Genomic DNA, 16,030 nt, shown 5'->3' with positions numbered 1-16,030 from the left:
TACTGGTTTACTCAAAATAGGAATCTACTCAATGCAACTTAATAAAATACTTAAAGGCCTGCTAATTGCTGTGCCAGTAATGACATTAGCAGCTTGTAGCTCGTCTTCAGATATCGACGAAGGTGCTGCAAACCAATCTAATCAAACGGCTGTTGAGCAAACAACAAGCAATGATACAGTTGAAGTAGCAACTATTTCTCCTGAAGAACGTGCTGAAGAACAACTTCGTCAAAAATACGAAGCACTTCGTCAAGAGCAAGTAATTTACTTTGATTTTGATAAAACGACAATTGAAAGCAAATATGCAGATTTACTTCGCGCACATGCTGACTTTTTAGTTAAAAATCGATCAGTTAAAGTATTAATTGAAGGCCATGCCGATGAGCGTGGCACGCCAGAGTACAACATTGCACTGGGTGAAAACCGTGGTCAGTCAGTTGAAAAATACCTTTTAAGCCTGGGTGTATCAGCAAGCCAAATGTCAGTAGTGAGCTACGGTGAAGAAAAGCCAATGGTTAAATCACGTACTGAATCAGCTTTCGCTAAAAATCGCCGTGCGGTATTAGTTTACTAAGATAAGAGATATTATGAAGCCGAAAATTATTTTGGCAGCAATGATATTGAGCGGGAGCACCCAGTTATGGGCTGCTCCCGCTCCTGTTTCAGAAGCTGCGAGTTCACAGTCAAGTATTGAGAAGCGCTTAGCGTCGTTAGAAAGTATGATGCAATCGCGCAATTTCTTGCAAGCCGAGTTACAACAGCAACTTAATTTACTTCAAGATGAAGTAAGTCAAATTCGCGGAGTGACTGAAGAGCAAAGCTATAAACTGGAAAAAGTACTTCAGCGTCAGCGTGAGCTTTATCAAGAGATTGAAAACCGTGTTAGTCAGGCGTATTCACAGCCTGCAGCAGTGCCTGCAACCGACTATGCACAACCTAATGACTCACAAGCATATAGCAGTGATTTATCTGAGAATGAGGCTTACGAGCGTGCTGTTGCGCTTATAATGAAAGATAAACGCTACGATCAGGCTATTCCTGAATTTCAAACGTTTTTAACAACCTACCCAGAGTCTGTGTATGCGTCAAATGCACATTATTGGTTAGGTCAATTATTAACAATTAAAAACGATGGAATTAAAGCGGTTGATCACTTTAGAGTCGTTGTAAACGAGTTTCCAAATTCAAACAAACGCCCAGACGCCATGTTAAAGTTAGGTACGCTTTTAAAAGAGCAAGGGTCAACAGATGAATCGTTAAAAATACTTAACGAACTTGTTACACAGTATCCAAGTACAACGGCTGCAAAATTAGCCACAGATCGCCTATCTAATTAATTGAATCAGCTTGATTAGACTGCTTTTTGTCATAAGCGGTCTAAAATTGGTCAACTAGGCATAAAAACTTAAAAAAAGAGACAATTTCGGTTGCACTCATTTTATAAATAAGTATTATAAGCGCCCGCAGCAAACGAATGGTTACCCCACTCAAAATGTTGCAAAAAGAGCGGGTCATTAGCTCAGTTGGTAGAGCAGTTGACTTTTAATCAATTGGTCGATGGTTCGAATCCATCATGACCCACCATTTTTAAAATGGTCTTTTATCGGCGGATTTACGTAGTATTCAAAGTTGTAAAAATTAGAGAGGGTCATTAGCTCAGTTGGTAGAGCAGTTGACTTTTAATCAATTGGTCGATGGTTCGAATCCATCATGACCCACCATTTTTAAAATGGTTTTTCAACTTGTATACATCAGTTATACCAGAGCGGGTCATTAGCTCAGTTGGTAGAGCAGTTGACTTTTAATCAATTGGTCGATGGTTCGAATCCATCATGACCCACCACTTTTAAAGTGTCTGGATCGGCGGATTTACGCATGTTTGTTATTGAATAAGTTTATGAGCGGGTCATTAGCTCAGTTGGTAGAGCAGTTGACTTTTAATCAATTGGTCGATGGTTCGAATCCATCATGACCCACCACTTTAACGAGTGGTCAGTAACTAAAGTATAATCAATAATTTACGCAAAATAGAATGGGTCATTAGCTCAGTTGGTAGAGCAGTTGACTTTTAATCAATTGGTCGATGGTTCGAATCCATCATGACCCACCATTCTATAGCACTCTAATCGGCGGATTCACGCATGTAAGCTTTTTAAAATATGTTTTGAGCGGGTCATTAGCTCAGTTGGTAGAGCAGTTGACTTTTAATCAATTGGTCGATGGTTCGAATCCATCATGACCCACCATTTTATCAAAACATAAGTTTATAAGTTAGCACCAAGAGCGGGTCATTAGCTCAGTTGGTAGAGCAGTTGACTTTTAATCAATTGGTCGATGGTTCGAATCCATCATGACCCACCATTTTTACTTTATAAGTAAAAACTGGAACATCGGCGGATCTACGCAAGCAACATATTTCAGTACATACAATATTAGAGCGGGTCATTAGCTCAGTTGGTAGAGCAGTTGACTTTTAATCAATTGGTCGATGGTTCGAATCCATCATGACCCACCATTTGTTATATTCTTTTTTAAAATTCCATTCTGCTTTTTATAAACAAGCTTAACCAGTTTGCTGTTATTTATGTTTTTATTCTCGTATAATTCGCCGTAATTTATACACTGTAAATAAGTGGTCGAGAACATGAGTTTAGCGCAAACTATTATGCCTGAAGGCTATATTTTCCCTCCAAAGCCAGCACCGTTAACAAACGACGAGCAAGGCGAATACAAAGCACGTATTAAGCAATTACTTAAAGATAAAAACGCGGTACTCGTAGCGCATTATTATACTGATCCTGAAATTCAAGCCCTTGCCGAAGAAACTGGCGGTTGCGTTGCCGACTCTTTAGAAATGGCACGCTTTGGTGCACGACACGACGCTGATATGATCATTGTTGCAGGCGTTCGCTTTATGGGTGAGACTGCTAAAATTTTAACGCCAAACAAAACAGTTGTTATGCCAACGCTAGAAGCAACCTGTTCTTTAGATATTGGTTGCCCAATTGATGAGTTCTCAGCATTTTGCGATCAGCACCCTGATCGTAAAGTGGTGGTGTATGCAAACACCTCTACAGCGGTTAAAGCCCGTGCAGATTGGATTGTAACCTCATCGTGCGCGCTTGAAATTGTTGAGCACTTAGACGAGCAAGGCGAAAAAATTATTTGGGGCCCAGACAAACACCTAGGCAGCTACATTCAAAAAAATACCGGCGCTGATATGATCATGTGGAATGGCGCATGTATTGTTCACGACGAGTTTAAAACTAAAGCATTGAAAGAGTTTAAGGCACTGCACCCAGATGCTGGCGTTTTAGTTCACCCAGAGTCACCTGCAGAAATAGTTGCACTTGCTGATGCGGTTGGCTCTACAAGCCAGCTGATTAAAGCAGCGCAAACAATACCTAATAAAAAGTTTATTGTTGCGACTGATCGCGGTATTTTTTATAAAATGCAACAGCTATGCCCAGAGAAAGAGTTCTTTGCCGCCCCTACGGCTGGTGAAGGCGCTTCTTGCAAAAGTTGTGCACATTGCCCGTGGATGGCAATGAATGGCTTAAAAGCGATTGAGGAGGCTTTAATAGACCCTCAAGGTAAAGAAGTATTTGTAGATATGGACTTGCGTGAAGGTGCACTCAAGTCACTTAACCGCATGCTAGACTTTACGGCGAGTATGGCTAAATAGTTTTTTAGCAAATGTAAAGTAACTAGACTGATATAAAAAACGGCTAAGCCTTATGGTTTAGCCGTTTTTTATTGAAAAAGTAAATAACTGCACGATTAATAGCCATTCAACAGTACATATTTAAAAAGGCCTTGCACCTGCGTAACCTATTTCATACTATAACGCGCTGTTGCTAGGCAACACCGTGGAGGAATGGCTGAGTGGCTGAAGGCGCACGCCTGGAAAGTGTGTTTAGGTTAATCCCTAACGAGGGTTCGAATCCCTCTTCCTCCACCATCATTCTATATTAGGACGCCTTATGGCGTCCTTTTTTGTGCACTAAGTTTGCTGTGTGGCTTGTTGGCTATTCGATGTGCTATTTTTTCGGGCATATTTTACTGCATACATTCGTTCATCAGCTAAGGTAAAGCACGCTTTGTAATCAGTGCATTCATTACTGCTGGCAATACCAAAACTTAATCCTGATTCTGGCCACTTTTGCTGTAGCTGAATATGTACTTTATTGAGTGCTTTAGACGTGTTGCTTTCGATTACAGCAAGGTTTTCTAATGAGTCGGCATTACATAAACAGATAAATTCATCCCCACCTGTTCGATAAACATCCCCTAAGTTACCCAATCCTTTTTTAATCAACTTAGTAACATTAATAAGTAACTCATCGCCACTGGCATGACCTAATTGGTCGTTTATTGATTTCATACCATCACAATCAATAAATACAATTAAATAAAACGTGCCAATAGTATTTAGTTTTTCTTGTAATAATAATCGGTTACCTACTTTTGTGAGCGGATCAATGCGGGATTGTTCGAGGGCATTAATATAATCGTTTTGCTTTATTTTTAACCATTCAGAAAGTGAAAGTAATATACAAATACAATCTATCGCGAGTGCAATTAAAACCCATAACTCAGCCGAGGCGGTTACGATTAAGTTAAGGTGAGCTAAAATAAACACAACAAGAGAAAGGCTATAAATAATATTACCGGTTAAAAAATACTTTGCTCTAAAATCGTTTAGACTCAACATTTTAAAGCCAAGTACTAGCGTTAGGACCACCCATATTGCTGCTAAGGTGTGTGCTAAATAAAATACCCAATGAAAAGGTAACACAAGGTTTATAAAGCCACTAATAAACGCGGCATACGAAAAATACTTTAAAAATTGGCTTATTCGTGTTTTTTCAACCGTGTGAAAATTAAATAAGTAATAGGCAAATGCGCTGGCTGAAGATATCGCAAACGAAAAAATATACATACCAAGGTAGTGCGAGTTTATGCTTTTAAAGCTATAAAACACGCCAAAAACGCCGGCGGCAAACGCCCAACCAATACCGTGCAAGCCAATATAACCTGCGCAATATAACGCAACATTTTGACCTGTCTTTAAATAAAGAATGAGTGCCATGCAGGCGAGGGTGAGCATAATAGTGATGGACATTATGCTCAGTGAATTTACAAAGAATTGTTGATAAATAAAGGTTGGCTCATCAATAATTGCTACGCTTACTGGTTTAGCATAATGGTTGGCATTTAAATAAAGCCATAGTACGCCTTGGGAGTTTGCTTTTAGGTTTAGTTGAAACGCTTGGCCATGCATTATGATTGCAGACTGAGATAAATTACCTTGTGAAAAGTCTGAAATTAAACGAATTCCCTCTGAATCCTGCCAATAAGCAAATCCTTCATCGAGGTAATTTGCGTTGGGCAAAATAAACCAACGAGTAGGCGTATTCGTTGAAAGTGGTATTTTTGCAATTGCGGGCCCTCGCTTTTCCGATAAAGAAACAAGCGAATTTTGGGTGCCAAGATAAGCATTAATTACTTGCTCACCGGTTTTAGGCGTTTTTAAGTTAACCTGTCGCCATATAGGCGAGTTCACTTCAGTGCTTTGTTGTAAATTAAGCTCTTGTGCATTAGCGTGTAAAGGTAAGTATGCTAACAAGCACAAATAAACATATAAAAACCGTAGCATGTTACCCCTCATAAAAGCTTACTGTTTATAACTGTCGTTTGTATATTGCCAATATAACAGTGTTTCATCAGCTATTTTTAATATGCAATGCGCTTATTAATTTTTGTTTTTCAATAGGCTTAGATACATATCCGTCAAAAAGCGCTTCGTATAAGCGTTTTTGTTCAGAAAGCACATTAGCAGTCAGTGCAATTATAATTTGTGATTCATCTATTTTTTTAATAATTTTACATGCTTCAAAGCCATCCATTTTAGGCATCTGAATATCCATTAAAATTATACTAGGCAATCGTTCTTTATAAAGCTCTACGGCTTCTTGGCCATTATTAGCAATGACAATGTGCGCGCCGGTAGGCTCAAGCATGGCGCTTACAACTAATTGATTAATTTTATTATCTTCAGCAACTAAAATAACTTTATTGGTTAGATCGGGAAGCGCTAAATCATTTAGGGTTTCATTTTCCAACGCTTTTTGCGCTTTTTCTAATGGTAAATAAACATAAAACTGGCTACCAATCCCTTCTTTACTGGTTACTTTAATGTCGCCGCCCATAAGGTTAATGAGTGACTTAGTGATTGGCAACCCAAGCCCGGTTCCACCATATTCACGCGTTGTTGAAGACTCGGCTTGTTCAAAGCGCTCAAATAACCTGTTCACTACATTTTGCGGTATGCCAATACCTGTGTCAGAAACAATAACGCAAACTTGCTCATTCTCAGTAAGTTTAAACTCAACGGTGACGCCTCCTTTATGCGTAAACTTAATTGCGTTATATATTAAATTTAAAAAAACCTGCCTTATTCTAACAGCATCACCACACCAGTACTTATGTTCGATCGTTGATTTAAATTGCAAATAAATATTTTTTTCTTGAGCGGGTACTAACAAATCAGATTCTAAATGATGTATTAATTCATCTAATTCAAAGCTTTTGTTCTCAAGAGTGAGTTTACCAGCTTCGATTTTAGAAAAATCCAATATATCGTTAATAATGGTGGTTAGTGAGCGGGTAGAGTAGAGTGCTTTTTTTAAAAACTCTGTTGATTTTTCATTCATTGGTTGCTCTTGCAGCAGCTGCAGAGTACCTAAAATACCGTTCATGGGAGTTCGTATTTCATGGCTCATATTCGCCAAAAACTCCGATTTAGTTTTAGCGCTTTGCTCTGCGAGTTCTTTTGCGTGGGCAAGTGCTTGTTCGTGTTTTATTTGCTGGGTTAAATCAAACGCTATACCTAAAAAACCAACAACTTGAGCCCTGTTATTAAGCAGTGATGTAACACTTAAGCTGACTTGAATATGCCTACCTTTAGAGTCTACATAGGTCCATTGGTTAACATCGGGCTCTGTGGGAGTTGCCTTTACAATCAATGTTTCTAATCCGGGGCTAACTATTTTGTTGAGCTCATAACTAAGTTGTTTTGCTTTGCTTACCAGCTCTGTTTCTAAATGAAATATGCCACAGGTTTTTTTGCCTACGACATCATTTGCTTTGTAGCCCAGTAACTTCTCTGCAGCGGGGTTAAACTCGGTAATTAAACCGTTTATGTCGGTAGCTATAATGGAGTAGCTAGCGCTGTCTAAAATGCTGCGCTGTAACATACTAATATCGGCTATTTGCTGAGTTCGTAGTTTTACATCAGTCTCTAGTTTCAAATTGGCTTGTTCAAGAATATTTTTATGTGCCTGCTCGGCTTCACGTCTTAAATTTTCTTTTTGGGCTTTTCTAAAAAATTGTAACTGTATTGCAAGCACAATTAACATAGCAATTAGCGTTAAAAAAATACCATTTACGAGTGCTTGATATTGATAAGGCAAATGCAGGTTTTCTATAAACGCATGAGAGCCATGTAAAGTTATTTGCCACTGACGGCCGATCACATTAGTAACAGTGGATACTTTAAACTCAGTGTTACTTGTTTTATCGCCGTATGTAAAAAAGGCCACATTAGTTGCATCGTTTAGATCGCTAATGGCTAAGTAGTTTTCATTAATATCAAATAATGAGTTTAAAATATTATCTATGAGCAAAGGGGAGTATGCCCAGCCGTGGAGCGCTTCTAGCCGTTCATCTTTAGATGCAGACGTGATCTTACTATTATAAATAGGTAATAGAATCAAAAAACCATGATGAGCTTTTTTATCTGCTTGTACTAACGTAATAGGTGCAGATAATTGAGCAGCATTTGCAAAAACTGCGTTTAATGCCGCACGTTTACGAATAGTTTCTGAGCCAATATCTAATCCTATTGCTTGTTTATTGTTATTTTCAGGAAAAATATATTGGATTACAAAATGATCACTTTTGTTTTCAGACAATGTTTTAAAGTTAAATAGGGTATCGGGGCGTTCGCTTTTTGCTTTAGTTATAAAAGAGGGAAGTTCGCTCTGGGTTACTTTTTTTATGTACCCAACGCCGTTAGCTCCCGGAAATTCTTGTGCGTAATCTCTCGCGTTTGAGTAACGTTTAATTGCGTTGTAGTTTAAGTTTTCAATACCAATACCCTGTATAAACCCTTTTAGGCCAAATAGCCCGTATTGATATAGCTCCATTCTGTTGTTTATGCCCACCGATAGGTTTGTTAGCTCGTTGTTTAAAGCCGCTAATACTTTTGCATCTAATGTTTGCTGATGTTGTATTTGTTGGAAGTAGGTGAAAACAACACCCATAGTGAGGATTAAAACCTGAAGCGAAGTACCTAGTATCACTCCTTTATTAGCTCTACTTTGCAAAGCCATTTATTAATCCTTTTGCATGATTTTAGTTGAAGTTATGGTACCTCGTTGTACATTTCAATATAGCATTTAATAGTTAAGTTACAAGTTAAAAACAAACTAAACGCCTTGTTAAATAGTAAGTTGTTCAGCAGTGTAATTGAGTTTTTTAGTGGGAGTAAATATAACTAAGCTGACTTTTTTTAATGATAAAGCATTAAATTTATAGGTTGTATTGTTTTTAGACTACTTTTCGGACTTTATCTGTAATTGTGTTAAAACATTTAAAACCACCTATTTGGGCTAACAACATGTATACACTCACACAATGGCAAATAAACGGTCAGTTTTTAAATATCAACGGCCAGCAAATTTTTACTAAAACAGCAGGGAGTACAAATAAGCCCGCGCTGCTTTTAATTCACGGCTTTCCAAGTGCAAGCTGGGACTGGGAAGGTATGTGGGATGAACTTACTAAACACTACTTTTTAGTAACACTTGATATGCTGGGTTTTGGGCTTTCGGATAAACCAATAAACGCGACTTATAAAATTACGGAGCAGGCTGATTTATACACGCAATTTTTAAAGCGTTTAAATATTACCGATGTACACATACTCGCCCACGATTATGGTGATACCGTGGCGCAAGAGCTATTAGCAATACAAGTTGCTGCCAAAAGTGAAATCCACATTCATAGCGTGTGCTTTTTAAATGGTGGGCTATTTCCACACGTACATAAACCCTTATTTATTCAAAAGCTGCTACTTTCAAAACTTGGTTGGATAGTTCCTAAGCTAATGAGCAAACAAAAGTTTGCTAAAAATTTAACCACTATTTTTGGCAAACACACGCCACCAGCTCCTTTGGTAATTGATACGCTTTGGGCGCTATTAAATCATAATAATGGTTTGCGTGTTATGCCCAAACTTATTAATTATATTACACAGCGGAAGAAAAACGAGCAGCGCTGGGTTGGGGCCATTATTAATAGCAATATACCGGTTACATTTATTGCAGGTGAGCAAGACCCAATTTCAGGTAAACACATGCTTGAGCACTATAAAAAGAGAGTACCTAATGCGCGGGTACAAGGGTTTGCTGATTTGGGGCATTACCCGCAAGTTGAAGATGCTAAGGCAATCACTCAGGCTTATTTAAATTTTAGAAAGCAGATATAAAAAACGCGGCTATTTTAAAACCGCGTTTATACACCAAACAAGGATGTTACTTAGTATTTTTTCTTTGGTGCTTTTAGCTGTTTTTCAAATTCATCAGGGAATAAAATAGTGCCGTCGTCTTCCTCGGTTGGGAATACTGCAATAAGTAGGTCGTCTTCTTCAAGGCCCAGTGTCCAGCGGCTAAACCAATCAGCGGTCGGAATTGCTTTAGGTGTACAGCCTTCCCACTCACCGGTTGCCCATGCTTGGGCAAATTCCTGCGTTGGCCACACAGGTACACAGTCGTCATCTTCATTGGTGAGCATTACACAGCCGTCGTCGTCATTTAAAATCCATACTTGCTTGTATTGCTGAACGGTTTCAAACATAAACGCGAGACGCTTTTTGGCGCCTAGGCCTAAAATTACGTCGTGTTTGTCGGTTGCATTTTCGCTTGTCATGATGGGCTCACTTTGTTGCTGTCAATTTATATTTATAGGCTACAAGTATATCGAGTTATGTGACACAGTGTTGAAAACTTCACAATTATTTTTGTTATGTAGATCCGTTTTAAAGGTTAGTCAGTATATTTTGAGCAAACATTCAAAATTGATCTTGAATGTTGTCAAAAAGGCCACACTTAGTATGCATACTCTTAATCAAGGATTTATAAAATGAACACAGATTTACTTACACCATATCGATTAAACGAGACGATTGAACTTAAAAATCGTGTATTAATGGCACCGCTTACACGTTGTATGGCTGACGAAAATTTAGTGCCAACGCAAGATATGGTTGAGTATTATGCACGCCGCGCAGACACAGGTTTAATTATTAGCGAGGCAACAATTATTCGCCCAGACGGGCAAGGCTACCCAACAACGCCAGGCTTGTTTACACGTGAGCAAATTCAAGGTTGGAAAAAAGTGACTGACGCTGTTCATGCAAATGGCGGTAAAATGTTTGCTCAACTGTGGCATGTTGGCCGTGTTGCACATCCACACTTTTTTGATGGTGAAGTACTTGCCCCTTCAGCAATAGGTGTAGAGGGTTCGGTACCACGTATGCGTGAGCTTACTTACATCACGCCAAAAGCCGCGACTACTGACGATATTAAATCGTTGATAGCAGATTTTGCCAAAGCCGCCGAAAATGCAATAGAAGCTGGGTTCGATGGTGTAGAAATTCATGGGGCAAACGGCTATCTGATTGATCAATTTTTACATTACGAAGCCAATGTACGTGAAGATGAGTATGGCCAAACACCGCAAAACATGGCTAGGTTTGCCCTTGAAGTCACCGATGCAGTTATTGCCGCAGTAGGTAACGAGCGTACAGCATTGCGTGTAACACCTGGCGCTTACTTTAATATGAGCGAAGATAACCGTGACAAAGCGGTTTTTGATTACCTATTACCTGAACTCGAAAAAAGAGAGCTTGCTTACCTGCACGGTGGTATTTTTGATGACAGCACAACATTCGAATCGCTTGAAGGCAAAACAACTTCAGCGTTTTTACGTGCGGGATACAAAGGAACACTGGTAGGCGTGGGTAGCTACAGCTTTGAGTCAGCCAAAGACGCAATTAATGAAGGTAAGTTTGACTTGATTGCTATTGGACGTCCACTAATTGCAAACCCAGATTATATTAGCAAAGTAACTAACGGCGAAGAGTTAGTGCCTTACAGCGACGAGATGCTGGCTGAGCTTAAGTAATTTGTAGTAATTAAATGAAAAAGACACTTAATAGCTTTATTAAGTGTCTTTTTTTTTACATATTTTCGCCATCGTTCTCTCATATTTTTTTAATCTTTATGTCAATAAAACAAAGCGTTATTGTCATATTTTAAAATCATACTGTGCCCGTTTTCATAATAAACCATTAATAAAATCAAACGGGACAACAATGTACGCTTTAAAGAGTAAATCGATTTTGAGCATGGCCATTGCCATGGCGGTATCAACATCTGCTTATGCTAACGACGACACCACTATTGAAGAAGTTACTGTTGTGGCAAAGCCAACCAGTTACGCTAATAATGTGATTGAACCTGCCATGTTAGAGCAGCAAAGCACGGTTTCAAGTGTTTTGTCGGTTATTGATAATTTGCCAGGCATTAGCATAAATGAAGGCGACGCATTTGGTGGTGACGATTGGTCTACCACAATTACCATGCGTGGTTTTAGTATTGACGGGAATCAGCAACAGTTAGGTATGACAGTCGATGGCATCCCTAATGGTGGCTCTAATTATGGCGGTGGTGCAAAAGCAAATCGCTACTTAGACTCTGAAAACCTCGCAACCGTTGAAGTAGGCCAAGGCACCTCAGATATTAAATCGGCATCACTTGAAGCACTAGGCGGTACATTTAACTTTGTAAGTAAAGCGCCAAGCCTTGAAAAAAGCACTACTTTTGCGTACACATCAGGTAGTCACGATGCAACACGATACTATTTAAAACACGAAACGGGTACGCTGTTTAATAACACCCAAGCTTACGTTAGTTACTCACAAACCGATACCAGCCGTTGGATTGGCTCGGGTAGTAATGGTGGTAAAGACAACCAACACGCCGAAGCTAAATTTGTTACCACGTTAAGTGATTTAACCATCACTGGGCGCATATCATACGATGACGTTAGCGAAACAAATTATAACAGTGTAAGTCTGGCCCAATTTGAGCAAACACCAGACTGGGATCAACTGACGTGGAATTGGACGGGCGTTCCGCATTTTGACCAAATGTTTGCAGAAGGTTGGGGCACACTTCGCGAAAATACACTAGCGTATTTAAAGTTTGAATACGCTCTTTCGCCAACATCTTTACTTACTGTTAGCCCTTATTATCATAAAAACTCAGGGCGTGGTGATTGGATCCCACCTTATTTAACAACCCCAGTAGATGAAAACGGTGATCCAACAACTGAGGGCGGCACTAACGCGGGCTCGTATGGTTTTGTAGATAGCGATGGCAATCCACTTACGCCTAACGAAGGCTGTACCGCTAGTTTAAGTTGGCCGTGGGAGTCGGGACCTGGCCTAAACCCGGCGTGTTACGATGCTGGTGCAACACCGGTTATGTCGTATCGTCATACCCATTACAAAAAAGACCGCCTAGGTGTAACAGCCAATTACCAAGCTACATTTGGTATGCACGACATAGAAGCCGGTTTTTGGTATGAGCAAAGTGACCGCGACGAGTCGCGTGATTGGCATAAGGTCATTGACGCGCGCATTTACCATCACTACGACAGCACGCCATACTGGACTCAATACAAAAATACGTTTGAGGCAGATACGCTAAAATGGTACGCACAAGACTCAATGGTATTTGGCGATTTAAAACTCAACGTGGGTGTAAAAAAATACCTTGTTGATATTGAAAAGTTTGACCATTACCAAAATGCCATAACCGCTAAAGTTAATAGCGACTCTGACGTGCTATTTAGTGGTGGTATTGTGTATCAATTAAATAACTCAACCGAGTTGTTTACGAGTTATAGCGAAAATTTTGCAGCTATAAAAGATGGTGTGCTTGAGCGCGACAGCTCTGATTTATCAGCGATTGAACCAGAAACAGCTGAAAATATTGACTTAGGCGTTCGTTACCAAAACGACGCACTTAAACTGACCGCTACAGCCTATTCAATAGAGTTTGATAACCGCATTACCTTTATTGCACCAGGCAGTGACACAGGCGGCATTGACTATACCATTGGTACTAATGGCTCTTACTTAAATGTAGGCGGTATTGAATCACAAGGGCTAGAGCTTTCAGCAAGTTACATGTTAAGCGCTGAGTGGAGTTTATACAGCTCGTATACAAATAATAACTCTGAGTACGAAGGTGATGCGCCAGGGTTTGAAGCGGGTGATAAGGTTATAGACTCAGTAGATGACTTATTTGTGCTTTCTACCGATTATTACAGTGGCGATTTTCGCTTTGGTTTGTCGGCAAAGTACACCGGTGAGCGTGGCGACGTAGATAGCTACACCGTGCTTGATTTAAATGCAGGTTACGCAGCCGATGTTAATGCGGGTCCATTTAAAGCCATTGATATTGCTTTTGTTGTTTATAACGTGACCGACGAAAGCTATTTAGCTGGCGGTACAGGCAACGGCACTACTTACTTTATTGGTGCACCACGCACGGCGGCGGTTACCTTTACCGCAACATTTTAAATAATCAATAACGTTAATAGTAGCCCATCACATTGATGGGCTTTTCATTAAACGCAAGGTGAGAAAACCATGCAAACAATATTGAAAGTAATTGCAGCGAGCTTTATTTTACTTGCCAACGCTGTGTGCGCGAGTGACACAAACGTTGTTCTTGTGACCCTTGATGGAGTGCGTTGGCAAGAGGTATTTAGTGGTGCTGATAAAAACCTCATTCGTAATGAGGATTTTGTTAAGCAGCCGAGCCAATTACACAATGAATTTTGGGATGAGAATCCACAAAAACGTCAGCAATTATTAATGCCTTTCTTAACGCAAACGATTGCAAGAGACGGTGTTATTATTGGCGATAGAAAAAAGGGTTCTACAATGTCGGTAAGCAATCCGTGGTATTTTTCGTACCCCGGTTATAACGAAATTTTAAGCGGCGAAGTAGATGTAAACATAAACAGCAACGATAAAGTTTATAACCCTAATAAAACCATTTTAGAGCGTTTAAACACACACCCTGAATTTAAAAACAGCACCGCGTTGTTTGGTAGTTGGGATGTGTTTCCATACATTGTAAATACCCAGCGCAGTAACGTTTATCTAAACGCAGGCTTTATGCCGATTGAAAACAATTTATTTGATAACGCCCCACTTTTAAATGCACTGCAAAAAGAGATCCCCAGCCCGTGGGTCAATGTACGATTAGACAGTTTTACCTACCGCTTTGCTAAAGCCTACATGTTGGCCAAACAACCCAAGTTGCTGGTAATAAGCTTAGGTGAAACAGATGATTTTGCCCACGATGGTCACTACGACGCCTACTTAAAATCAGTCAAACAAAGCGATGCATTTTTAAAAGACTTATGGGAAACCATTCAAAGTACCCCAGGTTATAAAAATAAAACTACGCTTATTATCACAACCGATCACGGCCGCGGTAGTAATGCAAACGATTGGCAACATCATAGTTCTAAACAGGCATTAGCTAAATCAGCGCAGGGTAAAAAAGCATTTCCAGAAGGGATTATTGGTTCAGAGCATATTTGGCTTGGCGCTATTGGCCCTGCAATTAAAGGAAATGGCTTAATAAAAATTAACAATGTTAAACAGGCGCAAATAGCTGCTACGGTGCTTGAGGCACTTGGGCTACACCCTTACAAAATAAACCCGAATATGGCACCCGCTATTAAAGAGATCTTAAAATGAAAATGCGATTAAAACCTGTTTTATATTCAACACTTGCGTTAGTTATAAGCTCAAGTGCGATGGCTGCGCCATCAAAAATATTGTTTGGCTCGTGCGGGCATCAAGACAAAGACATTCCAATATTCGACACTATAAACAAAGAGCAGGGCGATTTATTTATATTTTTAGGCGACAATATCTACGGCGACACCAACGACATGTCAGTACTTGCCAATAAATATCAAAAATTAGGCGCAAAATCCGGCTTTAAAACCCTAAAAGAAAATACACCCATCATTGCAATGTGGGACGACCACGACTTTGGTCAAAACGATGCCGGAAAAGAATACCCGCATAAAGAGCAATCGCGCCAAATTATGCTCGACTTTTGGGAAGAGCCCGCTAGCTCTGAGCGCAGAACACGTTCAGACGGTATTTACACCTCGTATACGTATGGGGAAGGCGATCAAACTGTACAGGTGATCATGCCTGATTTACGCTGGAACCGTGACACACTTAATCACGTAAGCGAGCTTGAGTATTACACCAAGCGTAAATTAAATAACCAAGGCCCTTATAGCCCAACCGAGGTTAAAGGGGCATCTATGCTAGGTGAGGCGCAGTGGCAATGGCTCGAGACTGAGCTTAAAAAGCCAGCCGCAATTAAGCTTATTGCATCAAGCCTTCAATTATTGCCTGATTTCACTGGCTGGGAATCATGGGCTAATTTTCCAGAGGATCGCAATAGGTTATTTGCGCTAATAAAAAAACATAAGGTCAATGGGGTGGTGATCATTAGTGGCGACACGCATTGGGGCGAAATATCTAAATACGATCAAAACCTAGATTACCCACTTATTGAAATGACCAGCTCAGGCTTAACTGAAAAGTGGAAAGACGTTAGCCCAAATAAACACCGTGTAGGCGACTTCACTCATAACGTAAATTATGGCGATTTAAGCATAGACTGGGAGCAAGCCGACCCGGCTATTTCACTAAAACTTAAAGGCATAGACGGCAAAGTCATTATGCAAAGTAACTTTGGGCTTTCAAGTATTAGCCCTTATAAATAACAGCGCTATAAAATAATAAACGCACAGTGATTAAAAAGTGATTAAAGTAAGTTCTGTGCGTTTACTT

Annotated in this window: 11 protein-coding genes and 9 tRNA genes; 17 read left to right on the top strand and 3 right to left on the bottom strand. The window is 39.8% G+C overall.

What is annotated here, in order from left to right; translation table 11 throughout:
* Positions 1–31: 31 nt before the first annotated feature.
* The 12 genes from pal to ATS76_RS03895 all read left to right on the top strand — a co-directional run bounded on the left by pal (position 32) and on the right by ATS76_RS03895 (position 3,961).
* Positions 32–574: a peptidoglycan-associated lipoprotein Pal gene (pal, locus tag ATS76_RS03950; protein WP_058551143.1), complete on the top strand. Its 543-nt coding sequence runs from the start codon at positions 32–34 to the stop codon at positions 572–574.
* A gap of 13 nt (positions 575–587) precedes the next feature.
* Positions 588–1,337: a tol-pal system protein YbgF gene (gene ybgF, locus ATS76_RS03945; protein WP_058551142.1), complete on the top strand. Its 750-nt coding sequence runs from the start codon at positions 588–590 to the stop codon at positions 1,335–1,337.
* Between the two features lie 171 nt (positions 1,338–1,508).
* Positions 1,509–1,584 (top strand) — tRNA-Lys (locus ATS76_RS03940).
* Positions 1,585–1,645: 61 nt separating this feature from the next.
* Positions 1,646–1,721 (top strand) — tRNA-Lys (locus tag ATS76_RS03935).
* 46 nt (positions 1,722–1,767) lie between these two features.
* Positions 1,768–1,843, top strand: a tRNA-Lys gene (locus ATS76_RS03930).
* 60 nt (positions 1,844–1,903) lie between these two features.
* Positions 1,904–1,979, top strand: a tRNA-Lys gene (locus ATS76_RS03925).
* A gap of 55 nt (positions 1,980–2,034) precedes the next feature.
* Positions 2,035–2,110, top strand: a tRNA-Lys gene (locus ATS76_RS03920).
* Between the two features lie 60 nt (positions 2,111–2,170).
* A tRNA-Lys gene (locus ATS76_RS03915) sits at positions 2,171–2,246 on the top strand.
* A 39-nt stretch (positions 2,247–2,285) separates the two neighbouring features.
* Positions 2,286–2,361, top strand: a tRNA-Lys gene (locus tag ATS76_RS03910).
* Between the two features lie 78 nt (positions 2,362–2,439).
* Positions 2,440–2,515: transfer RNA gene (locus ATS76_RS03905), tRNA-Lys, on the top strand.
* A gap of 129 nt (positions 2,516–2,644) precedes the next feature.
* Positions 2,645–3,685 carry a quinolinate synthase NadA gene (gene nadA / locus ATS76_RS03900; protein WP_058551141.1) on the top strand — a complete coding sequence of 347 codons (1,041 nt, stop codon included), beginning with the start codon at positions 2,645–2,647 and terminating at the stop codon, positions 3,683–3,685.
* A 186-nt stretch (positions 3,686–3,871) separates the two neighbouring features.
* Positions 3,872–3,961, top strand: a tRNA-Ser gene (locus ATS76_RS03895).
* A 42-nt stretch (positions 3,962–4,003) separates the two neighbouring features.
* Here ATS76_RS03895 and ATS76_RS03890 read toward each other — a convergent pair.
* Positions 4,004–5,659, bottom strand: a complete 1,656-nt coding sequence (locus ATS76_RS03890; RefSeq protein WP_058551140.1) for a sensor domain-containing diguanylate cyclase — start codon at positions 5,657–5,659, stop codon at positions 4,004–4,006.
* A 67-nt stretch (positions 5,660–5,726) separates the two neighbouring features.
* Positions 5,727–8,396 (bottom strand): CHASE domain-containing protein, encoded by a 2,670-nt coding sequence (locus tag ATS76_RS03885; protein WP_058551139.1) that lies wholly within the window; start codon positions 8,394–8,396, stop codon positions 5,727–5,729.
* A gap of 287 nt (positions 8,397–8,683) precedes the next feature.
* Here ATS76_RS03885 and ATS76_RS03880 point away from each other — a divergent pair, with 287 nt between their 5' ends.
* Entirely contained in the window at positions 8,684–9,553 is an 870-nt protein-coding gene (locus tag ATS76_RS03880; protein ID WP_058551138.1) for an alpha/beta fold hydrolase, read from the top strand.
* A 50-nt stretch (positions 9,554–9,603) separates the two neighbouring features.
* Here the strand turns inward: ATS76_RS03880 and ATS76_RS03875 are convergent, their stop codons facing one another.
* Entirely contained in the window at positions 9,604–9,993 is a 390-nt protein-coding gene (locus tag ATS76_RS03875) for a DUF2750 domain-containing protein (RefSeq protein ID WP_058551137.1), read from the bottom strand.
* 213 nt (positions 9,994–10,206) lie between these two features.
* Between ATS76_RS03875 and ATS76_RS03870 the strand changes: the two genes are divergently transcribed.
* The 4 genes from ATS76_RS03870 to ATS76_RS03855 all read left to right on the top strand — a co-directional run bounded on the left by ATS76_RS03870 (position 10,207) and on the right by ATS76_RS03855 (position 15,963).
* Positions 10,207–11,250: an alkene reductase gene (locus tag ATS76_RS03870; RefSeq protein WP_058551136.1), complete on the top strand. Its 1,044-nt coding sequence runs from the start codon at positions 10,207–10,209 to the stop codon at positions 11,248–11,250.
* 190 nt (positions 11,251–11,440) lie between these two features.
* Positions 11,441–13,717, top strand: a complete 2,277-nt coding sequence (locus tag ATS76_RS03865; RefSeq protein ID WP_058551135.1) for a TonB-dependent receptor domain-containing protein — start codon at positions 11,441–11,443, stop codon at positions 13,715–13,717.
* Positions 13,718–13,786: 69 nt separating this feature from the next.
* A complete protein-coding gene (locus tag ATS76_RS03860; protein WP_058551134.1) occupies positions 13,787–14,911 on the top strand; it encodes an alkaline phosphatase family protein in 1,125 nt (374 codons plus the stop codon).
* Positions 14,908–15,963, top strand: coding sequence for an alkaline phosphatase D family protein (locus ATS76_RS03855; RefSeq protein WP_058551133.1), 1,056 nt, complete (start codon positions 14,908–14,910; stop codon positions 15,961–15,963). The genes ATS76_RS03860 and ATS76_RS03855 overlap by 4 nt, the downstream gene beginning before the upstream one ends.
* Positions 15,964–16,030: the final 67 nt, after the last annotated feature.

Source organism: Pseudoalteromonas sp. 10-33, from assembly GCF_001469195.1.
Lineage (GTDB): Bacteria > Pseudomonadota > Gammaproteobacteria > Enterobacterales > Alteromonadaceae > Pseudoalteromonas.
Note: the sequence above shows the minus strand (reverse complement) of the source record. Positions and strands in the feature narration are given on the sequence as shown.